Raw genomic sequence first — 24725 nt, forward strand, 5'->3', positions numbered from 1 at the left:
TCAGACCGGGTACATATCCGTTATTTGGGCAACGGCCACTATTAAACGCTCTTGCCCCACCACTCGGCACCTCGCTTAGGCTCGGTGTGCCCGTAATCCGACAGGGATTTGGGGGGCCTGAGATCAAAAGCAGATCAAGATCAAGAGCGGCTCGCTTCGCATCGTAGTTGCTGTTGGCGACTGCAAAGTTGTGTAGATACCTATGCTCATCGGGTGCAAGGCCCTCCCACCTTTGACCGAGATGTGTCACGGAGAAGGTTTTGTGAAAGGCCGGTTATTTCCGATGCTACTCAGGGCTGCAAACGCCGCACCCTCCAGCCTGTATCGCTGCGGTCATACCTCAACCGCTCATGCAAGCGCTCCTGCCCATTTCCCCAGAACTCCAGCGATTCAAGTCGCAACTCGAACACGCAATATCCCTCGGGACGCGGCAGTGGACCCTGCACGTCCGCCAGTTGCCTGGCGGCGTTGCGCATGGCCTGCACGTCCTCCAGTTCTTCACTCTGGCGAGACACCGATGACATCGGGTGCGTGGCATAAGGGCGCTTGAGCCACGCATCATCAGCCTTGGCGTCTGGCAAGCGCACGGCCTGGCCATTGAGGATGATTTGCTGACTGGTTTCGCGCCAATACAGCACACCCGAAGCCCAGGGGTTGTGGAGCAGTTCCCGGCCTTTCTGGCTGCCGGCATGGGTGCTGAACACCACGCCGGCGTCACTGATCTCGCTGATCACCACGATCCGCGTGGAGGGCCGGCCCTGGCTGTCGGCGGTGGCCAGTGCCAGCGCCCTGGGCTCGCGGATGCCCACGCGGCGCGCACGCTCCAGCCAATTGTGCAGCACGCTCATGGGGTCGCCGGGCAGTGTCTGATATTCGGGGAAGGGCGCATCCAATGTGCCGGTGAGGGATTCCGACATGCCTTTACCCAACAGCGGCTTGCCTTGTATTGAGCTGTTCATAGCACGATGGTCCCCCGTCCAAATGTGACGCCATTACCTGATACCTCGACTCGCGTCAGTTGCTCGGCGCGGCCCTCAGCTTTGGCGAACATCAGTGAGGGGCGGCCGATTTCCACACCCTGTAAAATCTCGACTGGCTGGCCAAACTCAATCTGGCCATGGCGCGCCAGATGAATCGCCAATGGCCCGGCGGCGGAGCCTGTGGCCGCATCCTCCACAACGCCGTAGGCCGGTGAGAACATGCGGCTGCGCCAACGCCGTCCTGCGCCGGCAAAACAGTTGATCGCCATGTCATGGAAGTTGGACAGTGCACGGTGGTCGGGGTGCAGGGCCGATAACGCTTCAATGCTCGGCAGGCCGACAAACACATGGCGCGGGCCGTTGTGATAGATCTCGATGGGAAAGGTCGAGTCACTGATGCCCAAGGCCTTGAGCAGTTCGGCGTCGCGGCCCAGGGCCGTCCAGGTCGGGATCGGCTGGTCCATGCTGGCGGCGATGACGCTGCCGTTCTGGCGCTCCAGTTCAAAGGCGATGGTGCCCATCTGGGTTTCCAGATACAGCCGGTGGTTGTCGGTATGTGCTCCCAGGGCAATGGCCGTACCCAGCAACGGGTGCCCGGCAAAAGGCAGTTCGTTGACCGGTGTGAAAATCCGGATCAGCGCATCTCCACCGTTGCGCGGCTTGAGCACAAAGGTGGTCTCCGAGAGGTTCATTTCTCGGGCGATGCGTTGCATTTGCGCGGGCGGTAAATCATCGGCGTCAAAGAACACCGCGACCGGATTGCCTTCCAGCGGGACGCTGGCAAAGGCGTCGATAATGACGTAGTTGTGCATGGTTATCTCCCGGCGGCCGAAACGCTGCTGTCGACAGGTGTGTGGATGAGGGCGTGTCGCAGCAGGTCGGCGATGATGCGCGGGCCTTCCTGGGTCAAAAGCGACTCGGCATGAAACTGCATGGAGGCAAACGCCGGCCCACGCAGGGCATGTACCTCGCCGGTCTCGCTGTCGCGACTGATCTCGACGGTGCCGATGCCGTCGATGTCCAGGCGGTCACTGGAGCTGCGCGCCGCGAACGTGTTGTAGAAACCCACTCGTTCGGCGTTGCCGAACAGGTCGATCTGTTTTTGCACGCCCTGGTTGGGAATGGCCTTGCGTTGCAACTCCAGGCCCAGGCACAGGCTCAACACCTGGTGACTCAGGCACACCGCGAGGAACGGTCGCTGCTGGCTGAGCAGGGAACGGATGGCCACGTGCAGATGGTCGATTTTCGGCTGTTGCACATCGCTCGGGTTGCCAGGGCCAGGGCCCATGATCACCAGGTCGTAACCGTCGAAACTGTACTCATCACTGAAATTGCGCACCGTCACCACCAGGCCCAGGGCCCGCAGCTGTTTGGCGATCATTGAGGTGAACGTGTCTTCGGCGTCGACGATCAGCACCTGGCGGCCACTGAAGTCGGCCTGGGTCTGTTGCCGTTGCTGGCTGTTCATCAGCCAGAAATCCGAGACGTAGGCATTGCGGCTGGCCAATGCCGCGCGCACCTGCAGGTGGTCGCCGAAGCGCGAGGCAGCCTGGTTTTTCAGCGCGGCGATCAGGCCCGCAGCCTTGGCCCGGCTTTCGGCGGCTTCGGTCATCGGTTCGGAGTGCCGCACAATGGTCGAACCTACACTGATCCGTACCTGCCCGCTGTTATCGATGTCGGCGGTGCGAATCAGGATCGCCGAGTCCAGGGAGCGTCCGCCCTTGCCATCGCTGCCAATCAGCGCAGCCATGCCGCTGTAGTACGCCCTGCCTTGCGGCTCATAGCGCCGGATCACCCGGCAGGCGCTTTCCAGCGGGCTGCCGGTGACCGTCGGGGCGAACAGGGTTTCGTGCAGGATTTCGCGCACATCGCGACGGGTCTTGCCTTCGATGAAGTACTCGGTGTGCGCCAGATGGGTCATTTCCTTGAGGTATGGACCGAGGACGTGTCCGCCGTCTTCACAAATACGCGCCATCATTTTCAGTTCTTCATCGACCACCATGTACAGCTCATCGGCCTCCTTGCGGTCGGCCAGGAAGTCCATGACCTCCGTCAGGCTGGGGCCGGCAGGAGGGTAGCGGTAAGTGCCGCTGATGGGGTTCATCACCGCGAGCCCATCCTTGACGCTGATGTGGCGCTCGGGAGACGCACCGACGAAGGTGCGGCTGCCGGTGTGAATGATGAATGTCCAATAGACGCCTTTCTCCCGTTCCAGCAGATGACGAAAGAACGACAGCGCACTGGCCGGCTGGTACTCGCTGATCTCCGCCAGGAAGGTGCGCTTGATCACGAAGTTGGCGCCTTCCCCGGAGCCGATTTCGTTGGCGATCACCTGGCTGACGATCTCGGCATAGCTGGCGTCGCTGAGATCGAAGCGTTCGTTATTCAACTGGATCGGCACGTTGGGCAGTAACGCCAGCATCTGCTCGATGCTGATGGTTTGCTGCTCGGTAATCTTCATCGCCAGCAGCGGCGACTGATCGTCCACCGCCGCAAAGCCCCGTTCGGCAATCTGGCAGTAGGGAATCAGCGTCAGTACATCCAGGCGAGGGGCCCCGATCGAGGGGGCGGGCAAGTCGATATCAGCCAGGACCTGCGGCTGCGACATCTCGCCAATCAGCACATTCAGCAGCCCTGGGCCGCTGGATTCCGGACGATACAAGAGGGCAAAGGGTTCGGGCACCGGTTGCAGGATGCGTTCCATGAGGCGGGCGGCGGCTTGGCTCATAGCACCACCTCATCGGTGGTGATGACCATGGCGCAACGGCTGGCGGCGTATTCCATAGCCATCCAATGGTGCTCCTTGCTGAAGTCGGCAATAGCGTCGGCAACGAGGAAGGGTTGGATATCGTTGGAGTACGCGTCCACGCTGGAAATCAACACCCCGACATGGGCATACACCCCACACAGGATCAACTGATCGCGCCCGCTGGCGTGCATGCGTTGCAGTAAGTCGGAATTGAAGAACGCGCTGTAGCGCCACTTGGTCAGCAGCCAGTCACCGGGCTGGGGGGTGAGGGCGTCGACGACCTCGCGGTCGGTCGGGCTGGCCTTCATGCCCGGGCCCCAGAAGTCCTTGAGCAACCCGCGTTGCGCCTCGTTCATGCTGCCCGGCTGGGCGGTGTAGGCCACTGGCACGCCGTTGTCGGCAGCCCACTGGCGAATGCGTGCGGCATTGCCCACCACTTCGTCACGCAAGGCATCCGGCAACGGCCGCAGGAAGTAGCGCTGCATGTCATGCACCAACAGTACGGCGCGTTCGGGGTCAATGTGCCATTGCGCGAGGTTGGCGGGCAGGTCGAGGGAGGTAGGCAGGGCGTAGGGGACGATCGATGGAATGCCGGTCATGGCGACAAACTCCAGTCAAAGGGAAACAAAAGAGGGAGGAGGGCAGGCTTTCCAGGCCATCACCGCAGTAATGGCTTGCCAGGGGTTCAGGCGCGGGTCGCACAGGCTTTTGTAGTGGCTGGCAACCTGGCTCAGGCCGGCGGCATCGGAGGCGCACTCGCTGACGTCATCGGGAGTGGTTTCCAGATGCAGACCGCCGGCCACGCCACCGGCCGAGATCACGGCGTGTTTGAAGGCGGTGATTTCGTCGGTGATGGTCTGCACCATGCGGGTCTTATTGCCACAGGGCGCGACGATGGTATTGCCGTGCATCGGGTCGCTGAGCCAGATGATCTTGTGGCCAGCACGGCGCACCGCTTCAACCAGCGGTGGCAGGCGGTCGGCGACCTTGTGGGCGCCCATGCGGGCAATCAGCGTCAGCCGGCCGGGCTCGCGCCTGGGGTCCAGGCGCTCGCACAGGCTCAGTAACTGATCCTGGGTGATATCCGGGCCGACCTTGCAGGCCACCGGGTTGAGCACTTCGCTGAGCAGCGCTACGTGAGCGCCCGCCAGCTGACGGGTACGCTCGCCAATCCACGGCCAATGGGTAGAGCCAAGAAATGTCCGGCCCTGTTCGTCCTGGCGCACTTGCGGCAGTTCGTAGTCGAGCACCAGCATCTCGTGACTGGTCCAGGCAGGGGAGCCGGTGAGCTGCTCCTGGCCGGACGGTTCCTTCCATCCCAGGTGTTGCATGATGTCCTGAGCGGCGCGATAGCCTCGTACCAAGCGTTGCGCATCATGCTGGCGATGGCCGGGGACGGCCTCACGACCGTTGACCATATCGCCGCGGTACACCGGCAACTCAACATCGCCGATGCGTTCGCTGTGGTTGGAGCGAGGCTTGGCAAACTGCCCGGCAATTCGCCCCACCCGCACCACCGGTTGCTGGGTGACCAGCCTGAACGTCCCGGCCAACATGTCCAGCAGCGCGGCTTTGCGGGTCACATGGTCGGCAGCGCTTTCATCCATGTCCTCGGCGCAGTCGCCGCACTGGATGATCATCGCTTCGCCAGCCGCGACCCTGGCCAGGGTCGCGCGCAACACCAGGATATCTTCAACGCGAATCAGTGACGCGCTGTCCCTGAGATAGGCCTGCGCGTCATGCAATTGTGAGGGCTCGCTCCATTGAGGTTGCTGCAACGCTTCACACTTCAGAACCCGTTTCAGTAAGTCTTCCATGATGCGATCACTCTCCCAAAAGGATCAGGCAGGAATGCCTTCACGCTTGATGTGCGGCACTGGAATACCCAAGGCGCGCAATTGTTGAAAGACATTCATGAATTCGCGATTGCGTTTTACTTTGCCGTCTTGCAGCTCGAAGGAGTGCAAGAAGTGGTTCTCGTAATAACCTTCCGGGTAACCAGGAAAGAGAATTTTGCCGTGGCCATCACACTCGACCCAGATATGGTTGGGGTCATCGGTTTCAAATACCTTGACGTTGTACCATTCCCAATCCGGGAAACACTTGAGTGACCAAACAGCATGTTCAGCCAACTTAGCTTTGCCACTGATTACAATCGGTGCACCCGTGTCGGTGGTCCATAAGCCGCCTGAACCGTCTTCGGTAAACAATTCGTGCCGGCGCAGGCGGTCCTGGCCTTTGGTGCGCATATATTGTTCAACCGTGGCGCGATTCTTGCGACGTAGTTCAGTATCGTCAGTGATAGGTTGTTGCACTGTGCTATCAGGCATGCTCGATCTCCAATGAATAAAGGACTTATGAGGCGGGGATACCTTCACGCTTGATTTTTGGCACCGGGATGCCCAAGGCGCGAAGTTGTTCAAACGGGTTCATGAACTCACGGTTTTGCGTGATCTTGCCGTTGTCCAGCTCGAAGGAGTGGATGTAGTGGTTTTCGCAATAACCTTCCGGATAACCAGGAACTCGAGTAGTGCCGCGACCGTCACTTTCCACCCAGAAGTGGTTGGGGTTGTCGGTTTCAAACACCCGGACGTTGTGCCATTGCCAGTCTGGGAAGCACTGTTGGAGCCATACGCCGAGCGCGGCCAGCTTCGCGTGGCCCTTGAAGATAAGGGGTTCACCGGTTTCGGTGTTCCAGGAGCCGCCGCTGCCATCTTGTGTGAACAGCTCATGCCGGCGCAGGCGGTCTTCGCCGTTGGTACGCATGTACTGATCAACAGTGGCGCGGTTTTTTTGGCGTAGTTCAAGATGGTCATTAAAGCCGCCAGATGAAAGCGAACCGGGCATGGGCAATGTTCTCCTTAGTTGATTGAAATTGCGGACATCAATTAAATAATTAGTTAATTGCATGCGACGAAATTGAATGCTTTTGAACTGTTTCGCATTGATCGTTTTGTGCGGTGTTGTTTATACACCTGCGTTTCTCGGGCTTGGAACTACCAGATCTTGTAGTGGCTCAGGGTGGGCGCGATCGGTCGGATGGAGTGTTGCATTATTATGAAGGGGCAGGCTCATTCGTCGGCTGAGAAACAGTGGCCTATGGCTAGTTAGTTGGGTTAGACATAAAAAACATGTCGCTAGTGCGAAGCAGTCTATGACTGTTGATTTTGGGAGTTGACAGATGTTCAGGTTGGTTTAGTCTCACGACTCCCTTGGAGTGTTATAGGTGTTCAAAATGGAATTAGGACAGCTGTTGGGATGGGATGCTTATTTTTACAGTATCTTTGCAAAAGCCATGAACATGGAGGAGTTCACCGTTGTTGCATTGAGAGCCTTGCGTGAACTGCGGTTCGATTTTTTCGCCTATGGCATGTGCAGCGTGACGCCGTTCATGCGGCCCAAGACCTATATGTACGGCAACTATCCCGAGCACTGGCTACAACGCTATCAAGCCGCTAACTATGCGCTGATCGACCCCACGGTGAAACACAGCAAAATCTCGTCGGCCCCCATTTTATGGAGCAATGAGTTGTTCCGAGATTGCCCGGACCTGTGGTCAGAAGCCAACGACTCGAGTCTATGCCATGGCCTGGCCCAACCTTCGTTCAACACCCAGGGCAGGGTCGGGGTGTTAAGCCTGGCACGCAAGGACAACGCCATCAGCCTTCAGGAATTCGAAGCATTGAAGCCAGTGACCAAAGCGTTTGCGGCGGCGGCCCTGGAGAAGATTTCGGCGCTGGAGACTGATGTACGTGCGTTCAACACGGATGTGGAGTTCAGCGAGCGCGAATGTGATGTGTTGCGCTGGACCGCCGATGGCAAGACCTCGGAGGAAATTGGCGTGATCATGGGCGTGTGCACCGACACCGTGAACTACCATCATCGCAACATCCAACGCAAAATCGGCGCCAGCAACCGCGTACAGGCTGTGTCTTACGCCGTCGCGCTGGGCTATATCTGAGGTTCACCTGCTGCGCCGAGTCGCCCAAGAGGACGACTCGGCCGTTATTATCAAGCAGTCTCTTCCAATAACGCCTCAGACGTGAAGGCTGAAGGTAAGCGGGCGCCACGGTGGTGTTCGCGGTGAGCCGAGAGTTTGATGGCGAGGATTTTTTCGCCCTGATGCTCGATAACCGACCCCAGGCGTTCGTACTTGACCCCGTTGATCTTGTAATAGCGTTCCATCGTGCTGTTGACGATTCCGACGATGGCATCGGCACCCGCCAGGCTGGCGGTCTTGAGGGTTTTCCAGAACAAAGGCATGGCCAGTTGCGGTTCGCGGGTGGTGAAGCGTGTCATTTCCCAAATGGCGGGATGCCTGGGTGGTGTGCCTTCGCAGGCAAGGCTGAACACGCCCTCCAGCAGGTTGGGGAATGTGGTGGGTATCAACCGGGCGCAGCCGACGATTGAACGATGCTCGTTGAACGCCAGGAGGTAGCGGGCGTGCTCGTTGTCGTATTGATCCCATTCATAACCGGCCTGGTGCGGTGGGATAGGCAATCGCCACCCTAGTTTTTCGACGAATTGTTCATGCCGAAAGCGACCCAGCATAAGTTTAAGCTCGTCATCCATTGCGCTCAGCGTGTGCTCTTCCATGTGCATGGCAGGGTGTTCCTTGGGGGAGGGGGAAGTGCGGTTTTTTATAGAGGACTTGTGGAGGGTTAGCGACTACAAGATCTTGTAGGGCGGGCTGATGTGGTCGGCGGGGCTGGAGTGCAAACGAAACGCGAGGAATTCGAGCAGGAATCCAGCGGTCACCTCACGAGCCTCAACAACTTTGAACTTATGCTAACGCCCATCCCCCTAACACTGTGCAGCTAGCGCCTGGCTCAGGTTGAACCTGAGCTAACTAATTACACGCAAAGGTTTGGTGATTTATGAAGAGTGAACAAGTCGAAGGTGTTGCAGAAAAGGTTGCTGGAAAGACACAGAGCGTCGTCGGGAAGCTGTTTGGTGATTCTAAGCTGGAAGCAGAAGGCGCTGGTCGTCAAGCGGCTGGTCAGTTGACCCAGACCTACGGCGACGTACTGGACGGCGTATCTACGTTCGTTAAAGAAAAACCAGTTGCTGCAATCGCGATTGGTGCAGTAGCGCTGCTGGTTCTAGATCGTCTCTTTCGCCGCTGAGTCATAGAGGAAGGGGCGTTCCGTCAGGGACGCTTCCTTTCCGTCCACCGTCAGAGCTTCATCGATCACAATTGACCGGCTAGCCCCTTCCGGCCGGCTATTTGCCTATCGCCTTGATTGCGTCCTTGCAAGCCTCCATGGCGCCCTCAACGGCAAGCTGCCGGGGCGTGATGTTCAGGATCCCAACTGTTCGCCCAGGGTCTTTGCCCAGTTCTTCCGTCGTGTGCGACAGCGGCGGCGACTCGATGGGCAGTTTCTACGCTGCGCAGCCAAAAAAGTTCTCCAGCCTCGGACAGATAGCAACATAGGTATGGACATTCTGTACCGATCACTCATTTCCTTTCAAAAGCGTCAATCCCTGTAAGCTGAGCCGATAGTGCCCAAAGGCGTTCGGCTTGGTCTGGGTCGGCGGCATAAGGCCGAACGCCGGCAAAGGATGGTGGTTCGTTTGCATCCAGCGAAGCGATCTCACAGTCCTCGCAATATAAGCCTCCCATGCCATTCAACTGTGGAGCTGTTGCGGCCCAAACTTGGGTTGCCGCACCTTGCTGCGTCGTCTTGAACGTCGGATCGGCAAGGTGGCCATTGACGTCTAGCCAGCCGGCGGCAATCATTTCATCCTGCGCCAGATGACGCTGGAGCGGAGTGAGAATTTTGCCGGGGTGAAGGGAGAAAGCCCGTACACCCTCGTGTTGACCAAGCCGATCAAGGTGGACAGCAAACAATGCATTGGCCGTCTTCGACTGCCCATATGCCAACCACTTGTCGTAGCCCTGCGTAAATTGCACATCGTTCCAGCGGATACCCGATTGGTGATGCCCCGCCGATGACACTACTACCACCCTTGCTCGACCCTTGAGTGCAGGCCATAGCAAATTCACGAGGGCGTAGTGCCCCAGATGATTGATGGCGAACTGTGACTCCCAACCCGCCCCTACTCGGGTTTCCGGGCAAGCCATGATTCCCGCGCTGCCGATCAGGATGTCGACGTGTCGGTCGCTTGCCAAGAAACGCTGAGCGAAGTCGCGTACGCTGGTCAGATCGGAAAGATCAAGTCGCTCGATTTCTACATTGGAGATTCCGCTAGTTTTTGCGCGAGCATCGTCTACATCACGCGCTGCGACAACGACACGCGCGCCCGCCTTCGTCAGTGCTCTTGTCGTCTCCAGGCCCAGCCCGGAATGACCCCCGGTGACAATGGCGGTGGTGTTGGATAGATCGGACCCTTCAAGTACCTCTGCGGCGGTGGTTACCGCTCCGTAACCTGAGTGGATGGGAGACTGTTTGCTGGTCATGGCGTGTCCTTGTGAATCTGACATGGAATTGGGGCAAAACCCATGGACACCATTGTCTAGACTAGACTTGGGACTGTGAATGCAGCAAAGTCCAATTATCTGTCGAGATCGTCCTACGCACCTTATGGATCCCCTTTCCGAAACCCTCTCTCTTCTAAATACTCATAACTCCTTTTTTGCAGGTCTGAAGGCTGGTGGAGATTGGGCCATCGATTTTCCACCACCCGACGGCATCAAGTTCAATGCAATCGTTGAAGGGACTTGTTGGCTAATGGTGCAAGGCGTGGAGCAACCTATCCGATTGACGGCCGGAGACTGCTTTCTTCTGCCACGCAAGCGGGCGTTTTCACTCCGCAGCGACTTGTCATTTCCGGCCATCCACTCGGATGCGATTTATCGCCATGCCGTCAATGGCATCGCCAGTTGTGGGACAGCCGATGAGTTTTTCCTGATCGGGGGACGTTTTGACTTCGGTGAGGAGGCTCGCCTTCTATTTGACGGATTGCCTCCCGTCGCCGTCATCAAAAGTGGTTCGGATCAAGCTTCCGTGCTGAATTGGGCCTTGCAGCGTATTGCTCATGAACTTACCAATCCGGCTCTTGGTAACTCGATTGTGGTTCAGCATCTCGGCCACATCATGCTAGTGCAGGTTCTACGAATTTATTTGATCCAAGAAGGAAATACCGCACCGAGCTGGTTGCTTGCTATATCTGATCCACGTATCGGGGCAACCATTCAAGCCATTCATGCCGATCCGGCGCGTTCTTGGTCAGTAGAGAGCCTTGCCAAAATCGCGGGTGTTTCTCGCTCGACCTTCGCTTTGCGATTCAAGCAAAAATCTGGTGTCGCCCCTTTAGAGTACGTCTTGCGCTGGCGCATGCAATTAGCTACGAGATTGTTGAAAACAAACCACACGACCATTTCGTCCATAGCACAAAAGCTGGGCTATGACTCCGACAGTGCTTTTAGCCACGCTTTCAAGCGCATTATGACGTGTTCGCCTCGTGAATACAGAGAGAGAGTGGCCCCCATATCCCAGCAGTAGGGCTGATCTTCAGTAGGCTAAGAACTTGCGCCGCGCATGGGCCATACAGCCGATCTCGGTCACGCCGAGCTCGAAGCTGGCTTTGTAGCCACCAAAATCATCACAGACCAACTTGCCCTTCCAGTCTTCAATGAACCAGCAATCGCGAGCCGGTCATACAAAATTGCCCTGCAAACACGGTCAGCGCCTTGACCAGCACGGGGATCGCAGCATCCAGATCGGCGTCCGCGAACACCATCATTGGCGTCTTGCCTCCCAATTCCAGGCCAAAACGCTTCAGATGTCGCGCGTCCACCTCACTCTTTCCGTTCTCCAGCGCCAGCAGTTCGATCAATGCCTCGGCATTTCGCTCGAACGCATCAGCCAACTCCAGTAGCATTTGGGCTCTCAACGTCACATCGTCTTACCACGGGCTATGACCAAATGCCTGCTGCGCAGCCTCGATACCAAGGCTGGCCTCATTCAACCCGCCTTCGGCGTATTGTCCGATGGATGCGTAGGTTGCCGGATCAATAGAGTCTTTGTAATTGCCAGAGTCCAGCCATTGGCCATTGATCCAGTTCAATACCGGTAATTTGCTCATTGTGTCGCCTCGTGGGTCATACGTACTGGCCAGCTATTTTCTCGGCCAAGGCAATTACGGTGATGTTGGTGGCGACCGAGGGCACATCCGGAAAGATGGACGCATCGACTACTCGCAACCCTTGCAGGCCAAATGGCCGCGCATCCAGATCTACCACCGCACGCGCATCGCCTGGACGCCCCATGGGCGCAGAGGAAGTGGGATGGTGATAGGTATCGAGGGTAGCCCGGGCGCTGGCCAGCAGGGCTTCATCCGAGTCGTTGCCTTTGCCGGGGTTGAGCTCCGAGTGAATCAACTCCCGCAGCGGTGCGGTGTTACCGATCTTGCGGGCCAGGCGAATACCCTCCAGCAGGCGCTGGCGGTCTTCTTCCCTTGCGAGGAAATTCAGGTCGATGCGCGGTGCAACAAATGGATCACGGCTGGCCAGGGTCAGCGTGCCCTGGGACGAGGGGCGGGTGAGGGCTACAGCGAGTACGAACCCCACCTTGGTCGGGCTCTGGTCGTGCGGGAACAGATGGGTTGCGGTGATGTGCAGATCAAGATCGCCATGGCTGGCGCTGCTGCTGTGGGTCCACAACTTGGCACCAATGGCAGGTGACTGTCGGCCGATCAGTTCGGGCCGGGCTGCGTAGGCGTTGTAATAGAAGGGGTGATCCATCAGGTGCTGGCCAACGGGCAACTCCACCACTTGCTCGATTTTCAACGCCTGCAAGTCTGCTTTCGGCCCGACCCCGGAGCGCAGCAGGATGGCCGCACTGCCATAGGTTCCGGCCGACAGGATCACTTCGCCGGCGTGCAACGTCTCGCCATCGGCCAGCCGTACGCCAATAGCCTGCGTGCCTTCGAAAATGACTTTGTCCACCAGACTGTCTGAGCGGATTACGAGGTTCTTACGCGCCCGGACCTCTTCGCTCAGGTACGCCATGCCGGTATTGATGCGCACACCATTGACGATGTTCATTGGATAGGGCCCCACGCCGTCAGCGTCGACCCCATCGAAATCGTTGATGATTTTGAATCCGTTGGCCAACGTCGCATCCATGAACGCCTGCTGCATCGGCGTTACGTCTGCGCGCTTGAGTTGGTGTACTGGCAGTGGTCCTTCGTGCCCATGCAAGGCAGTGTCGCCGCCGCTGCGGGTTTCAAGTTTCTTGAACGAAGGCAGCAGTTCTTCGTAACTCCAACCGGGCAAATTCCAGCGTTTGAAGTCGGTGTCACGTGCGCGAATCGCCACCGCCCCATTAATAGCCGAGCTGCCTCCCAGTACCTTGCCACGCAGCGCCCCAATAGGGTGGTCGACGTAACCTGGCTGAGTCTTGTAACCCCATTCGAACTCAGGGTTGGCATTGGCTCCGACAATGTCGCTGTTGGCGACAATTTCCGGATAGTTTTGCGGACCATAACTGTGACCCGCCTCAAGCAGCAGTACCCGACGGTTGCTGTTCTCACTCAAGCGCCTGGCCAATACCGCACCGGCAGACCCGCCCCCCACAATGATCACATCCACGCGGGAGCTTGCGTCCGAGTCTTTGGTATGAGGCTCACCGGCAGCGTAAGCACTGGTCAGCCCACTGCCTGCTGCCAGGGTTGCGGCGACTGCAACACCGCTTGCCAGTAGAGTCCTTCTTGAGGGGTTACCGAGTGTTTCTCTCATGCATTTTCTTCCTGTTGAACCTGAGGTCAGATGCGTGCTGAGGAAACGATAGAGCCGAACTCGACTGCTTGATAAGCCGGCAAAAAGCGAATCAACGTTTCGTATTTGGCGAACGACCGCTGCTGGGCTGACGTACATTTTTGTACGCCCGGTTTTCACACAAAAACGTTTATCTCAGTGGGTTCAATAGCGGACAGTTTCGCAACACAACCAACTTCAGGAACCACACAATGAACCTATTTAAATCAATGTATTCAGCAGTACTGCCGTTCGCATTCGCACTGTCTATCTCCAATAGTGTGTTCGCATCTGCGCTGCCCGACGCCCAGGCCAGTTACTCGATGAATGTCGGCAAGTTCAAGGTGGTCGCCCTCTATGACGGCTACCTTCCTGCCGATATGGTCAAGATCCTCGAGGGGGGCGACGGCGCCCGCATAAGCACGCTGCTTGAACAGGCAGGGCTGAATAAAGATGCGCGCATGTCCGTCAATGTTTATCTGGTCGATACCGGGGACAAGCAAATCCTGATAGATACCGGCGGTGGCGAACTGACCGGAAGCACCGCCGGCCGCCTGCAGGAAAGCATGAAGGCCGCTGGCTACAACGCCGATCAGATCGATGTGGTACTGATGACCCATCTGCATGCCGATCATATTGGAGGGTTGTTGAACGGGCAGCAACGCGCGTTCAAGAACGCGGTAGTGGAGGTCAATGACAATGAGTTGAACTACTGGATGTCGGACCCCTCCATTGCGTTGGGCAAGGAGGACAAGCCCGAAGCATTCTCTGCGGTTAAACGTTATCTCAAGCCTTACCAGGAAGCTGGCCGTGTCAAAACATTCAAATGGAGCGACAAGCTTTTGGCGGGCATAGAAGCCATCGATTTGCGCGGGCATACCCCAGGGCACACCGGGTTCAAGGTCAGTGAAGGAGGGGACCAATTGCTGTTCTGGGGTGATGTAATCCATGTGCAACCGGTTCAATTCCCTGAGCCGCAAGTCACCGTCATCTATGACAGCACCCCAAGTCAGGCGATCAGTACCCGTAAGGCGGCCTTGGAGGATGCCTCCACATCCACTGACCGATACTGGGTTGCCGACGCCCATATTGATTTCCCAGGTATTGGCAAGGTGGAAAAGAAGGGCGAGGACTACCTCTGGCATCCCGTTCAGAAATGAGTGCAGCGTGATTGAGCACAACGGCACTAAAGACAAGGAGCAATTATATGGAGTGGGGCGATGTTAAGGTCTTTCTTGCCGTTGTGCGTGCCGGAACCTATGCCGATGCAGCAACGCAACTGAGGGTCAGCCGACCTACCGTCAGCCGCCGTGTGCAGGCCCTTGAAGAAGCACTGGGCCAAAAACTGTTCCAGCGCACCGGGGAGGGGCTGGTGATCACGGCCGAAGGCGAATCCATTCTCGAGCTGGCAGAAAGCATGGAACAAAGCGCCTTGGCGCTAAATCGCAAGATGGCAGTCCATGATGAGCACCTTGAGGGCGCTATAAGAATTACCTGTCCAGAGTGGTTCGCTGGTTATGTAATGCCTGACTTGATGGTGAGCTTCGCGCGCAAGCATCCGAATATTCGAGTGGAAATCCTGACTTCGCCGCGCATGCTCGACTTATCCAGACGTGAAGCCGACGTTGCACTTAGAAACGTCCCGTTCGACCAACCGGATATCGTTCAGCGCAAATTGATGGACGTTCGATATGCGGTGTACGCGGCGCAGAACTACAGCGTCGCCAGCGGTACAGGGGAGGGGGTCAACCTGATTCTGATGAATGCAGACCTCAACCATTTTCCGGATGTGGCATGGCTACAGAAATTGCTACCCGAAGCGTCCGTCATGCAACGCAGTAACGACCGGATCATTCAGGCGCAGTTATGCGCGGCAGGGCTGGGGCTCGCAGTGTTGCCGGTGGTCGTGGGTGAGAAAATCCCGGAACTTAAAGTGATCGATCTGGGAGCGCCTCCACCCGGCCGGGAACTCTGGCTGGGTTACCACCGTGATTTGCGTGATGTACCACGATTAAAGGCCGTTGTGCGCGCGCTCTTTAGTGCACAGACAACAGTTTGAATATGATGAGGACGTTATGAAACGCAGCAATATTAGTTTTATTTCCGAGGGTACTCTATTAAAGGGCTGGCTTTACGAGCCAGAAAACACCTCGTCTGCAACACCCGCTATTGTCATGGCGCATGGTTTTACATCGGTCAAGGAACAATATCTTGATAAATATGCGGAGGTGTTCTGTTCGCAAGGTTTTCATGTACTGGTCTATGACCATGCAAACTTTGGCGAAAGTGAAGGCACGCCGCGCCAGGAGATGGACCCTGTATTGCAACGTCGGGGCTATCGCGACGCCATTACTTTTGTGCAATCACTTCCAGGCATTGATCCACAGCGAATTGGCATCTGGGGAACAAGTCTGAGCGGCGGGCATGTCATAGAAGTTGCTGCAATCGATCGCCGCGTAAAATGCGTTGTTGCTCAGGTTCCCTCGATCAGTGGCTATGAGTCGGCGAAGCGTCGGCTACGCTCGGACCTGGTGCCTGCCATGCTTGCTCGCTATGACAATGACCGGCAGGCCCGTTTTGCAGGTGCACAACCTGCAACCATTGCGGCTGTGTCCAATGACCCGAGCGTTGCCTGTGCCATGGTAGGAGCAGACAGTTATGAGTACTTTATGAACACTACGTCTTTTGCGCCGAACTGGAAGAATGAGGTGACCTTGAGGAGCACCGAGTTGTTCCGGGAGAACGAACCAGGTCATTTTATTTCGCGTATCAGCCCAACGCCGTTCCTGATGATTGTGGGGGATAACGATCTCTTGACCGCCACGGACATATGCCTCACGGCCTATGAAAAAGCGCTGGAGCCAAAGAAGCTTGTGATGATCAAAGGAGGGCACTTCACTCCCTACGTTGAAAACTTCAAGGTTACGAGTGAAGCCGCTGCCAGCTGGTTCAGTCAACACCTCAACAGCTGACATGACCAGGCCTTCAAAGCAAACGAAGATCTCGGGCTTTGCGCACACTCAACTGACGGTTTCCAGATAAGCCGTCAGTTGCTGCTCCCATATAGGAGGGCTGCCAATCTGTTCGATCAGAAAGTTCGACAAGGCCTCCAACTTAGGCGATGTGCGCTGCGACTGACGATAAACCAGCGATATGTTACCGCCCCGAGGCTCGTGAGAAGTCAACACGATCTGAAGCTCACCGGCAACGATTGCATCCACGGCAAGGAAGGTAGGCAATATCGCCAGCCCCATGCCAGCTTTTGCACCCTCCAGCAATTGAAATCCATTGTTTGTGCGCATCCGGCTTCGAACCCGGAAAGACTCTGTCAAGTTACCTACCGGCAATGCCCACATGCCGTGAGGCTCACGATGCACATACAGCAGGGCATGGTGCTCGGCCAACTCCTCGGGCGTTTGCGGCGCACCATAAGTGGCTATGTACCCAGGACTTGCACAGATGAGATGGCGGTTTCCAGCAATGCTTCTGGCGACCAGGGAGGAGTCAGGCAATTCACCAATGCGAATCGCAGCATCAAAGTTCTCCTCCTGTAAATTCACATAACGGTCATCATATTCAATATCCAGGCGCAACGACGGGTAGCGCAGCGCAAAGGACGAAAGAATCTGCGTCAGATAACGGCTGCTGAACGCCATCGGTGCCGACAAACGAAGGTTGCCGCTTAATTCAGATGTGAACGTAAGAATGGCTTCTTCGGCGTGCTCAACATCCGCAAGGATACGTACGCAGTGCTGATAAAACACTTTTCCCGCCTCAGTCGGGCTTACTTGGCGACCTCGATCGAAAAGAATAATGCCAAGGCGTTTTTCCAACTGCCGGATGCGCTGGCTCACCACCGACTTGGCTGTTCCAAGACGCCTTGCGGCCTCTGAAATACTACCGGTATCGACGGTTACCACGAAGCAATGCATCTCAGCCAACTTGTTCACGGGCCGCTCCTGTTGCTGTGCCATTGGGCGTGCGTAAGGGGTGTAGAGATGAGTACCGTATTTGGAACTCTACCCACCTGGAAGTGGAATGAATGTACTGGTGTGCGTGATGATAAGTGGAATTGCATAAATATATGAGTGGGTTGAAAAGAAATTGACCCAAGCAGCCTAGGCACCCGCAGCAATTCAATCGGTTTACTGTGCAAGTCATACCGTTGTTGCAAGCGCCTGGTGTGTATCGCACGGCGTATGAAGGCACGACGTTGCGCGGGAGCTAAGGATTGGACATTCCCAGGTTCACCTATGTTTTCCACGTCCCCGAAAGTCGGGGCATTGGCTTTCTGATGAGCGTGTGGTCGGTTTGTATCGTTGTGTATCTGCGCATTAGATAGATACACAGCGATTCTTTTAAGTCGGTTGATGACACATACGGGATACCTGCGGGGCTTTAAATGAACCCATCGAGAAGGCGAAAACCTTCTCCAATGGATGACTCATTTAACTCGCGTCTATCTCTGCGCGTTTCGCGACGTTGTCGACCAATGACTTATAGGAAATTCAAAATGCCTGCAGCTACGTTCGGTTTCACCTGGCGCCATAGTCAGGCTTCTTCCGTGAGAATGGGCGTTTTGGGGTTGGCACTGATAGCCGGCAGCGGTGGTGCCTGGGCTGCTGGCCCGGCCGCCGATGCGTCAGTTGCCAGCTCGGCCTCGACCAATCCCGAATCGATCCGACCTTATCGAATTCATGTCGATGAAGCTCAATTGACCGATCTGAAAAAGCGCATTGCGGCAACCCGCTGGCCGGACAAAGAGACCGTCAATGACGTTTCCCAAGGCGTGCAGTTGGCCCAGGTCCAGGCGCTGGTGAAGTATTGGGGCAGCGGCTATGACTGGCGCAAGGCCGAAGCAAAGCTCAATGCGCTGCCTGAATTCATCACGACTATCGACGGCGTCGATATTCAATTCATCCATGTTCGCTCGCGAAACCCCAACGCGATGCCACTGCTTCTGACACACGGATGGCCTGGCTCACAATTCGAGTTCCTGAAAACTATCGGCCCGCTGACGGATCCCGTTGCTTACGGGGGTAAAGTTGAAGATTCGTTCGACGTGATCATTCCATCGATTCCGGGACACGGTTTTTCCGGTAAGCCAACTGAATTGGGCTGGGGGCCGGATCGAGTCGCGAAGGCTTGGGATGTGCTCATCAAGCGCCTGGGTTATACCCACTATGTTTCCCAGGGCGGAGATCACGGTTCAGTGATATCGGATGCATTGGGCCGCCTGAATCCGCCGGGTCTGTTGGGCATTCACTTGAACATGCCGGCCACCATCCCGCCCGAATTGGTCAAGCCGATCAATAGTGGTGACCCGGCCCCTGTCGGGCTCACTGAGCCTGAACGCAAGGCGTTTGACTCCTTGAGCACCTTCTTCGGCCGCAATGCAGCATACGGCGCGATGATGGTTACGCGCCCGCAGACTATCGGTTACCTGCTGGCCGATTCGCCTACCGGTACTGCGGCGTGGATGTACGAAAAAATCGCCGCGTGGACGGACAGTGATGGTCAGCCTGAACGGGTATTGACCCGTGACGAGATGTTGGACGATATCAGCCTGTACTGGCTGACGAACGCAGGCGCATCGTCATCGCGTTTCTACTGGGAAAACAACAACAACAATTTCAGCGCTGCCGCGCAGAACACCGCAAGCATCAAGGTGCCGGTGGCGATCACGGTCTTCCCGCACGAGATCTATCAGGCGCCAAAAAGCTGGGCGCAACGCGCTTACCCATCACTTTCCTACTACAGCCAGGTTAACAAGGGCGGCCACTTCGCTTCCTGGGAGCAACCTCAATTGTTCAGCGAGGAGTTGCGGGAGGCCTTCCGGCCGCTTCGCGCCAAGCTGAGCGCAACGAAGACAGCCCAGTAGCTCGCACGCAATCGAGTCAACACACCGGGCCGCTATTCGGCGGCTCGCTACGGAGAAACACCATGGAGATGACCTTGCTGAACAACCAAAATAAATCCAGCCGCCTGCGGGGTCTTGCCCCATCGCTGTTGGCAGCAGCGGTGCTGCAATTCGCAGCGGTGGCTGTCGGTTTTTCCCAAGCCAGCGCGGCTGATGTACCCGCGTCCACCATTGGGGCGATCACGCCGGGAGCTCACACCTCTCTCGGTGCTCTTAAGCATGTGAAAGCGGGGCTGCTGGACGTTTCTTACGCGGAACTCGGCCCAGCCGATGGCCCTGTGGTCATTTTGTTGCACGGCTGGCCCTACGATATCAACGCATACGCTGATGTCGCTCCTGCTTTGGCGGACAAGGGATATCGAGTGTTGATCCCTTCTGCGCGCGGTTATGGCGATACGCATTTTCTCTCGGCCAAGACAGTTCGCAATGGTCAACCTGCTGCGCTGGCGAGCGACCTGATCGACTTCATGGACGCGCTGAAGATCAAGACGGCGGTGCTGGGTGGGTTTGACTGGGGCGCCCGCACTGCAGATATCGTTGCCGCACTGTGGCCGGAAAGAGTCAAAGCCCTGGTCGCTGTGAGCGGTTACCTGATAGGCAGCCAAGAGGCGGGCAAGGCGCCATTGCCGCCAGCCGCCGAACTGCAGTGGTGGTACCAGTTCTACTTCGCGACCGAGCGCGGGCGCCTGGGCTACGAGAAAAACACCCATGACTTCGCCAAGCTCATCTGGAAGCTGGCGTCGCCACAGTGGAATTTCGACGACGCCACTTATGAGCGCAGCGCGGCGTCCTTGCAAAACCCTGATCACGTGGCCGTGTCGATTTTCAACTACCGCTGGCGCCTGGGGTTGGTCAAGGGCGAGGCCAGATACGACGCGCTGGAGAAGAAACTCGCGGCATTTCCATCCATCAGCGTGCCCACCATCACCCTGGAAGGTGATGCGAACGGCGCACCGCACCCACCTGCCGAAGCGTACGCCAAGCGCTTCACTGGCAAGTATGAGTACCGATTGATCACCGGTGGTGTTGGTCACAACTTGCCGCAGGAAGCGCCGAAAGCCTTCGCCCAGGCGGTGATCGATGCCGATCATCTTTGAAAAAACTGGCTGAGAGGAGAGCGATGATGAAGCTGAAATTTCTTGCCGCGATGCCGGCTGCCATTGCAATCGCAGCGTTGACCGCTACCGGTGTTGCCTCGGGCGACGCCAGTACTGGCGACGCCTCACCGATCTATGGCGTGAAATTGCCTGAAAACTACCGCCTATGGCCGCTGATTGCGCCAGCGCAGGAAGCAGCACCCCTGAATGAACTGCGAGCCGTGCTGGGCAATGACTTGGCCATCAAGGCTTATCAGGACTCAACGCTGCCATTCCCCGATGGCACGGTGCTGGTAAAGCTGGCCTGGAAACATGTGCAGTCCCCGGAATTCGAGCCGGCGTCTATCCCGGGGTCGGCCACGACCGCGCAGGTGATGGTCAAGGACTCGAAAAAATATGCAGCAACCGGTGGTTGGGGATTCGGGCGGTTTATCAACGGTAAACCGGCCGATGAAGCCCAACACGAAACCTGCTTCGCCTGTCACCAGGCGCGAGTGCGTAATCACGACTTTGTCTTCACTCGCTTCGCTCCCTGATTTCCCGTCAACCCCGGAGTTAACAATGAAAAAAGTATTAACCGCACTGGCCGTCGCCGTCAGCTTGAGCATGGCGACACACGCTTGGTCGCAAACTGAAAAAGCCACGATTGTGCTCGTGCATGGCGCGTTTGCCGATGCGTCGAGTTGGAATGGCGTCGTGAAGATTCTTGAGAAGGACGGTTACCCGGTGGTTGCTGCTGCCAACCCATTGCGCGGTGTAAAGAGCGATGGTTCGGCAATCTCGGCATTGCTGACGAGCATTCATTCGCCGGTGGTGTTGGTCGGCCATTCCTATGGCGGCACCGTTATCAGCGATGCGGCCAACGATCATGTCAACGTCAAAGCCCTGGTTTACGTCAGTGCGTTTGCACCTGAGGCCGGGGAAACCGTCGCCGGGCTGGCCGGCAAATTCCCGGGCAGCACGCTGGGCCCAACGCTGGCTGCGCCTGTACCGCTGGCCGATGGGGGCAAGGATTTGTACATCCAGCAGGACAAATTTCACAACCAGTTCGCCGCTGATGTCCCCGCGAAAGAGGCGGCATTGATGGCCACCACCCAACGTCCGGTAACGGAAGCGGCGCTCAACGAAGCGTCCGGCAGCCCCGCCTGGAAACATATTCCGTCCTGGTACATCTACGGCGACAAGGACAAGAACATTCCCCCGCAAGCCATGGCATTCATGGCCAAGCGCGCCGCTGCCAAAGCCGTGGAAGTGGTCGAGGGCGCGTCACATGTCGTGATGGTTTCAAACCCGGAACCGGTCGCTCGCCTGATCGAAAAAGCCGCCACGGCGAAGTAACACGCTGAGGGTATCAATGATCTGGCGAAGGACCAGTTTCCGACAGGACACGGCACTCATGCAACGCCTTGGGAAATTGCCGTGACTTAGCGGGCCTATCCGCACGCTATCAAGTCGGTTGACTACTCGCCACAGACCGCCAACTGGGGCCCATAATCAGGTACGCCACGATGTGGAAGATCAATCACAGTTACATTGATGGAGCATTCGTTCCCGTTCAGGGCAATGAAACGGTGCAATGCATCAATCCGGCTACCGAGGAGGTCATTGGTACGCTCACCCTGGCTGATCGTGAAGATGCCAGGCGCGCTATCGCGGCGGCTTCGCGTGCTCAAGTCGCGATGAGCCGCACCTCCAAGGCCGAGCGTATCGACATGCTCGAGCAGTTGCAGACTGCCGTGCTGGCGAGCACGAATGAAATTCGCGATACCGCCATCCAAGAGTACGGTGCGCCGTTTGCCCGTGCGCAATGGGTCAGTCGCTACGCTTCGCAGTCATTTACCAATGCGGCGCAGGTGTTGAAACACTTCGACCTGAGTCGTACGGTCGGTGACGCGACCGTGGTGATGGAGCCGGTCGGAGTCGCGGCGCTGTTTGCCCCCTGGAACAGCACCGCCGGGACGATATGCAGCAAACTGGCATCGGCCATTGCGGCTGGCTGTGCCTCGGTCATCAAACCGAGCGAGTTGAGCCCCTTGCAGACCACCGTGCTCGCCCAAGCGTTGCATCGCGCAGCGTTGCCCAAAGGGGTTTTCAACATTCTGTTGGGCCGCGGTAGTGATGTGGGTGATGAAATAAGCGCCAGCCCACTCATTGCGAAAATTTCATTCACCGGGTCTACCGCCACCGGAAAGCTCATTGCATACGCCGCAATCGAGACCATGAAGCGAGTGAGTCTGTCGCTCACGGGGAAGTCGGCCTCTATCATCCTGGATGACGCCGATCTCGACATCGCCATTCCCCTGGCTCTGAGTGCTGCGTTCATGAACAACGGTCAGGCATGTGTCGCCGGCACACGTCTGCTGGTGCCACGCACGCACGCCGAAGACATTATCAACCGCGTCAAAAGCCTTGTTGGAGCGATGGTCGTCGGCAATCCGCAGGATCCGGCCACTGCTCTCGGGCCGCTGGTCAATCGCACCCAATTCGACCGCGTACAAGCTTTCATCCGCCGCGGGCAGGCGCAAGGCGCGACGTTGATTATCGGCGGGGAGGGCAGACCGACCGGCTTGGATAAGGGCTATTTCGTCAGGCCTACGGTCTTTGCCGACGTCAGCAGTGACATGGACATCGCGCAAGCGGAGATATTCGGCCCGGTGCTATCGATCATGGCGTATGACTCGCAAGAACAAGCGGTCGCCATTGCCAATGCCAGTATCTACGGCTTGCAGGCTTATGTGTTTTCCCGGCAACCGGAACGTGCCCAACGCCTGGCGAACCAGCTGCAGGCCGGCTCGGTGTTGATCAACAGAATTTCGCCAGAGCTGCTGGCGCCGTTCGGCGGGGTAAAGCAGTCCGGTGTCGGCCGGGAGTTTGGAGTCTTTGGGCTGGAAGCATTTCTTGAGGCCAAAAGCATCGTGTCCGATTAACCTGGTGTGAGCGGCAGATTGTGGTCGCGCAACCCAGGCCCCAGGAGAAAAAGCCAATGGCCCACGGCGCGTTGCCTGTGGGCCATTGTTTCTTTAAGGGTTACGCGGCTGCAGCTTTCGCCTCCTGCAGCAGTTGCTGAATCATCTTTTCCTGCGTCTTGTAGCCACCTTCTCCGAAGTGGGTGAAACGCACTTGCCCTTTGGCGTCGATCAGGTAGTGCGCAGGCCAGTACTGGTTATCGAAGTTGCGCCAGATCGCGTAGTTGTTATCGATGGCCACCGGGTAAGTGATGCCGAGCTTTTTCACCTCATCCCTGACATTGCTGATGATCCGTTCAAAGCCGTATTCCGGAGTGTGGACGCCGATTACCACCAAGCCATCCTTCTCGTATTTCTGCGCCCAGTCCTTCACATACGGCAGGGCGTGCTGGCAATTGATGCAGTCGTAAGTCCAGAAATCGACGAGCACCACTTTGCCTCTGAGCGACTCACTGGTCAGTGCGGGCGAATTGAGCCATTCCACCGCGCCGGCCAGCGACGGCATCGGGCCTTGGGCGTTGTCGAGGGTGGGCTCGGCCTTGGCCTTGCTTACCAGGTATTCGACGACTTTGGGGACGCGTTCCAGCACGCCTTTTTCCAGCACGCTGACGCCTTCGGACGACGCCCCGGCCAACAGCGTCTTGTCGGCACCGGTAGAAATCATCAGCGCTGCGGCCAGGACCGCAAAACCGGTGGCGCGACGCAGCCAGCCGGTGACCGGAATCGAGGCCTTCAGGCGATTGACTAAACCGCGTCCGGCGAAAATCAGCGTACCCAACGACAGTGCACTGCCCAGGCCGTAGGCTGCCAGCAGCAGGCTGGTTTGCGCATTGGCGCCTTGCAGCATGGCGCCGGTAAGGATCACCCCGAGGATAGGCCCGGCGCACGGCGCCCAGAGCAGGCCGGTGGCGACGCCGATCATCAGCGAACCCAGCGGCCCGGACATTTTGCGCGTCTGGGGGTCGAGGCGATTGCCCAGTAACACGAACGGGCTGGCCAGCCAGCCGCTGATTCGCGCCGAGATCAGCGACAAGGCAAACAGCGCCATCACCACCAGTGCCACATGTCGCCCGGTGTTGTTGGCCTGAATCACCCATTCACTGCTGACCACGGCCAGACTGGAAATCAGCGCGAAGGTCAGGACCATGCCGCCAAGGGTGAGCAGGATCGATGAGCGTGTGCGGTCGATACCGGCGAACAGAAATGGCACGACCGGCAGGATACAAGGGCTGAGGACGGTCAATAAGCCGCCCAGGAATGCGATGAGGAACATAAGGGTCACCTGATGAAAT

23 protein-coding genes and 3 pseudogenes are annotated in these 24725 nt (G+C 57.4%); 12 read left to right on the forward strand and 14 right to left on the reverse strand.

Annotated features, from left to right (window positions below):
* Positions 1-290: 290 nt before the first annotated feature.
* From phzG to ASD70_RS26455, 7 genes are read right to left on the reverse strand one after another with little or no spacing between them, the layout of a single operon-like run.
* Positions 291-959 (reverse strand): phenazine biosynthesis FMN-dependent oxidase PhzG, encoded by a 669-nt coding sequence (phzG, locus tag ASD70_RS26425; protein ID WP_056847858.1) that lies wholly within the window; start codon positions 957-959, stop codon positions 291-293.
* Positions 956-1792: a PhzF family phenazine biosynthesis protein gene (locus ASD70_RS26430; protein ID WP_046068160.1), complete on the reverse strand. Its 837-nt coding sequence runs from the start codon at positions 1790-1792 to the stop codon at positions 956-958. Before ASD70_RS26430 ends, phzG begins: the two co-directional genes overlap by 4 nt.
* A gap of 2 nt (positions 1793-1794) precedes the next feature.
* Positions 1795-3684 carry an anthranilate synthase family protein gene (locus ASD70_RS26435; RefSeq protein WP_442965943.1) on the reverse strand — a complete coding sequence of 630 codons (1890 nt, stop codon included), beginning with the start codon at positions 3682-3684 and terminating at the stop codon, positions 1795-1797.
* A gap of 20 nt (positions 3685-3704) precedes the next feature.
* A complete protein-coding gene (locus tag ASD70_RS26440; protein WP_056847860.1) occupies positions 3705-4328 on the reverse strand; it encodes an isochorismatase family protein in 624 nt (207 codons plus the stop codon).
* A 15-nt stretch (positions 4329-4343) separates the two neighbouring features.
* The gene (locus ASD70_RS26445; protein ID WP_056847861.1) at positions 4344-5546 is read right to left on the reverse strand and encodes a 3-deoxy-7-phosphoheptulonate synthase; all 1203 of its coding nucleotides are present in this window, start codon (positions 5544-5546) and stop codon (positions 4344-4346) included.
* Between the two features lie 24 nt (positions 5547-5570).
* Entirely contained in the window at positions 5571-6059 is a 489-nt protein-coding gene (locus ASD70_RS26450; protein ID WP_043050171.1) for a PhzA/PhzB family protein, read from the reverse strand.
* Positions 6060-6084: 25 nt separating this feature from the next.
* Positions 6085-6576 carry a PhzA/PhzB family protein gene (locus ASD70_RS26455; RefSeq protein WP_056847862.1) on the reverse strand — a complete coding sequence of 164 codons (492 nt, stop codon included), beginning with the start codon at positions 6574-6576 and terminating at the stop codon, positions 6085-6087.
* A gap of 388 nt (positions 6577-6964) precedes the next feature.
* Here ASD70_RS26455 and ASD70_RS26460 point away from each other — a divergent pair, with 388 nt between their 5' ends.
* Entirely contained in the window at positions 6965-7690 is a 726-nt protein-coding gene (locus ASD70_RS26460) for an autoinducer binding domain-containing protein (RefSeq protein ID WP_056847902.1), read from the forward strand.
* A 50-nt stretch (positions 7691-7740) separates the two neighbouring features.
* On the opposite strand, the gene ASD70_RS26465 is transcribed toward ASD70_RS26460, so the two are convergent.
* Entirely contained in the window at positions 7741-8331 is a 591-nt protein-coding gene (locus ASD70_RS26465) for an acyl-homoserine-lactone synthase (RefSeq protein ID WP_046068154.1), read from the reverse strand.
* A gap of 275 nt (positions 8332-8606) precedes the next feature.
* Between ASD70_RS26465 and ASD70_RS26470 the strand changes: the two genes are divergently transcribed.
* On the forward strand, positions 8607-8855 hold the full coding sequence (locus tag ASD70_RS26470) for a CsbD family protein (RefSeq protein WP_046068153.1): 249 nt from the start codon (positions 8607-8609) through the stop codon (positions 8853-8855).
* A 332-nt stretch (positions 8856-9187) separates the two neighbouring features.
* Here ASD70_RS26470 and ASD70_RS26475 read toward each other — a convergent pair whose 3' ends face one another.
* Positions 9188-10150: an SDR family NAD(P)-dependent oxidoreductase gene (locus ASD70_RS26475; protein ID WP_056847863.1), complete on the reverse strand. Its 963-nt coding sequence runs from the start codon at positions 10148-10150 to the stop codon at positions 9188-9190.
* Between the two features lie 124 nt (positions 10151-10274).
* Between ASD70_RS26475 and ASD70_RS26480 the strand changes: the two genes are divergently transcribed.
* Complete coding sequence (locus ASD70_RS26480; protein WP_046072457.1) at positions 10275-11195, forward strand: AraC family transcriptional regulator; 921 nt, start codon at positions 10275-10277, stop codon at positions 11193-11195.
* 21 nt (positions 11196-11216) lie between these two features.
* Here ASD70_RS26480 and ASD70_RS28735 read toward each other — a convergent pair.
* The 3 genes and pseudogenes from ASD70_RS28735 to ASD70_RS26495 all read right to left on the reverse strand — a co-directional run.
* Positions 11217-11330 (reverse strand): annotated as a pseudogene (locus tag ASD70_RS28735) (IS66 family transposase); the annotation flags it as partial.
* Positions 11329-11778 (reverse strand): annotated as a pseudogene (locus tag ASD70_RS30090) (aldehyde dehydrogenase family protein); the annotation flags it as partial. The pseudogenes ASD70_RS30090 and ASD70_RS28735, both read right to left, overlap by 2 nt.
* A 16-nt stretch (positions 11779-11794) precedes the next feature.
* Complete coding sequence (locus ASD70_RS26495) at positions 11795-13432, reverse strand: GMC family oxidoreductase (RefSeq protein ID WP_056847864.1); 1638 nt, start codon at positions 13430-13432, stop codon at positions 11795-11797.
* A gap of 230 nt (positions 13433-13662) precedes the next feature.
* On the opposite strand from ASD70_RS26495, the gene ASD70_RS26500 reads away from it, so the two are divergent.
* From ASD70_RS26500 to ASD70_RS26510, 3 genes are read left to right on the forward strand one after another with little or no spacing between them, the layout of a single operon-like run.
* On the forward strand, positions 13663-14610 hold the full coding sequence (locus ASD70_RS26500) for an MBL fold metallo-hydrolase (RefSeq protein ID WP_082561480.1): 948 nt from the start codon (positions 13663-13665) through the stop codon (positions 14608-14610).
* Positions 14611-14657: 47 nt separating this feature from the next.
* Entirely contained in the window at positions 14658-15509 is an 852-nt protein-coding gene (locus ASD70_RS26505) for a LysR family transcriptional regulator (protein ID WP_056847866.1), read from the forward strand.
* 16 nt (positions 15510-15525) lie between these two features.
* On the forward strand, positions 15526-16422 hold the full coding sequence (locus ASD70_RS26510; protein WP_056847867.1) for an alpha/beta hydrolase: 897 nt from the start codon (positions 15526-15528) through the stop codon (positions 16420-16422).
* Between the two features lie 48 nt (positions 16423-16470).
* Here ASD70_RS26510 and ASD70_RS26515 read toward each other — a convergent pair whose 3' ends face one another.
* Entirely contained in the window at positions 16471-17400 is a 930-nt protein-coding gene (locus ASD70_RS26515; RefSeq protein WP_056847868.1) for a LysR family transcriptional regulator, read from the reverse strand.
* A 563-nt stretch (positions 17401-17963) separates the two neighbouring features.
* Here ASD70_RS26515 and ASD70_RS26520 point away from each other — a divergent pair.
* The 6 genes and pseudogenes from ASD70_RS26520 (at position 17964) to ASD70_RS26540 (ending at position 23394) form a co-directional block, all read left to right on the forward strand.
* Entirely contained in the window at positions 17964-19331 is a 1368-nt protein-coding gene (locus ASD70_RS26520) for an epoxide hydrolase family protein (RefSeq protein ID WP_056847869.1), read from the forward strand.
* 62 nt (positions 19332-19393) lie between these two features.
* On the forward strand, positions 19394-20467 hold the full coding sequence (locus tag ASD70_RS26525) for an alpha/beta fold hydrolase (protein WP_056847870.1): 1074 nt from the start codon (positions 19394-19396) through the stop codon (positions 20465-20467).
* Positions 20468-20493: 26 nt separating this feature from the next.
* The gene (locus ASD70_RS26530; protein ID WP_056847871.1) at positions 20494-21003 is read left to right on the forward strand and encodes a cytochrome P460 family protein; all 510 of its coding nucleotides are present in this window, start codon (positions 20494-20496) and stop codon (positions 21001-21003) included.
* A gap of 25 nt (positions 21004-21028) precedes the next feature.
* Complete coding sequence (locus ASD70_RS26535; RefSeq protein ID WP_056847872.1) at positions 21029-21805, forward strand: alpha/beta fold hydrolase; 777 nt, start codon at positions 21029-21031, stop codon at positions 21803-21805.
* A gap of 6 nt (positions 21806-21811) precedes the next feature.
* Positions 21812-21958 (forward strand): annotated as a pseudogene (locus tag ASD70_RS29690) (creatininase family protein); the annotation flags it as partial.
* 17 nt (positions 21959-21975) lie between these two features.
* Positions 21976-23394 (forward strand): aldehyde dehydrogenase family protein, encoded by a 1419-nt coding sequence (locus tag ASD70_RS26540; protein ID WP_056847873.1) that lies wholly within the window; start codon positions 21976-21978, stop codon positions 23392-23394.
* Positions 23395-23494: 100 nt separating this feature from the next.
* On the opposite strand, the gene ASD70_RS26545 is transcribed toward ASD70_RS26540, so the two are convergent.
* Complete coding sequence (locus ASD70_RS26545; protein ID WP_046068140.1) at positions 23495-24706, reverse strand: cytochrome c biogenesis protein DipZ; 1212 nt, start codon at positions 24704-24706, stop codon at positions 23495-23497.
* Between the last annotated feature and the right edge of the window lie 19 nt (positions 24707-24725).

The organism is Pseudomonas sp. Root569, from assembly GCF_001427465.1.
GTDB classification, from domain to species: Bacteria; Pseudomonadota; Gammaproteobacteria; order Pseudomonadales; family Pseudomonadaceae; genus Aquipseudomonas; species Aquipseudomonas synxantha.

What these genes read in the sequence shown, in the direction of transcription:
- ASD70_RS26450 (WP_043050171.1), bottom strand. Translation starts at nt 6,059, where the DNA reads ATGCCTGATAGCACAGTGCAACAACCTATCACTGACGATACTGAACTA.
- ASD70_RS26510 (WP_056847867.1), top strand. Translation starts at nt 15,526, where the DNA reads ATGAAACGCAGCAATATTAGTTTTATTTCCGAGGGTACTCTATTAAAG.
- ASD70_RS26500 (WP_082561480.1), top strand. Translation starts at nt 13,663, where the DNA reads ATGAACCTATTTAAATCAATGTATTCAGCAGTACTGCCGTTCGCATTC.
- ASD70_RS26535 (WP_056847872.1), top strand. Translation starts at nt 21,029, where the DNA reads ATGAAAAAAGTATTAACCGCACTGGCCGTCGCCGTCAGCTTGAGCATG.
- ASD70_RS26525 (WP_056847870.1), top strand. Translation starts at nt 19,394, where the DNA reads ATGGAGATGACCTTGCTGAACAACCAAAATAAATCCAGCCGCCTGCGG.
- ASD70_RS26520 (WP_056847869.1), top strand. Translation starts at nt 17,964, where the DNA reads ATGCCTGCAGCTACGTTCGGTTTCACCTGGCGCCATAGTCAGGCTTCT.
- ASD70_RS26445 (WP_056847861.1), bottom strand. Translation starts at nt 5,546, where the DNA reads ATGGAAGACTTACTGAAACGGGTTCTGAAGTGTGAAGCGTTGCAGCAA.
- ASD70_RS26435 (WP_442965943.1), bottom strand. Translation starts at nt 3,684, where the DNA reads ATGGAACGCATCCTGCAACCGGTGCCCGAACCCTTTGCCCTCTTGTAT.
- ASD70_RS26460 (WP_056847902.1), top strand. Translation starts at nt 6,965, where the DNA reads ATGGAATTAGGACAGCTGTTGGGATGGGATGCTTATTTTTACAGTATC.
- ASD70_RS26430 (WP_046068160.1), bottom strand. Translation starts at nt 1,792, where the DNA reads ATGCACAACTACGTCATTATCGACGCCTTTGCCAGCGTCCCGCTGGAA.
- ASD70_RS26545 (WP_046068140.1), bottom strand. Translation starts at nt 24,706, where the DNA reads ATGTTCCTCATCGCATTCCTGGGCGGCTTATTGACCGTCCTCAGCCCT.
- ASD70_RS26505 (WP_056847866.1), top strand. Translation starts at nt 14,658, where the DNA reads ATGGAGTGGGGCGATGTTAAGGTCTTTCTTGCCGTTGTGCGTGCCGGA.
- ASD70_RS26495 (WP_056847864.1), bottom strand. Translation starts at nt 13,432, where the DNA reads ATGAGAGAAACACTCGGTAACCCCTCAAGAAGGACTCTACTGGCAAGC.
- ASD70_RS26475 (WP_056847863.1), bottom strand. Translation starts at nt 10,150, where the DNA reads ATGACCAGCAAACAGTCTCCCATCCACTCAGGTTACGGAGCGGTAACC.
- ASD70_RS26440 (WP_056847860.1), bottom strand. Translation starts at nt 4,328, where the DNA reads ATGACCGGCATTCCATCGATCGTCCCCTACGCCCTGCCTACCTCCCTC.
- ASD70_RS26455 (WP_056847862.1), bottom strand. Translation starts at nt 6,576, where the DNA reads ATGCCCGGTTCGCTTTCATCTGGCGGCTTTAATGACCATCTTGAACTA.
- ASD70_RS26530 (WP_056847871.1), top strand. Translation starts at nt 20,494, where the DNA reads ATGAAGCTGAAATTTCTTGCCGCGATGCCGGCTGCCATTGCAATCGCA.
- ASD70_RS26465 (WP_046068154.1), bottom strand. Translation starts at nt 8,331, where the DNA reads ATGCACATGGAAGAGCACACGCTGAGCGCAATGGATGACGAGCTTAAA.
- phzG (WP_056847858.1), bottom strand. Translation starts at nt 959, where the DNA reads ATGAACAGCTCAATACAAGGCAAGCCGCTGTTGGGTAAAGGCATGTCG.
- ASD70_RS26470 (WP_046068153.1), top strand. Translation starts at nt 8,607, where the DNA reads ATGAAGAGTGAACAAGTCGAAGGTGTTGCAGAAAAGGTTGCTGGAAAG.
- ASD70_RS26480 (WP_046072457.1), top strand. Translation starts at nt 10,275, where the DNA reads ATGGATCCCCTTTCCGAAACCCTCTCTCTTCTAAATACTCATAACTCC.
- ASD70_RS26540 (WP_056847873.1), top strand. Translation starts at nt 21,976, where the DNA reads ATGTGGAAGATCAATCACAGTTACATTGATGGAGCATTCGTTCCCGTT.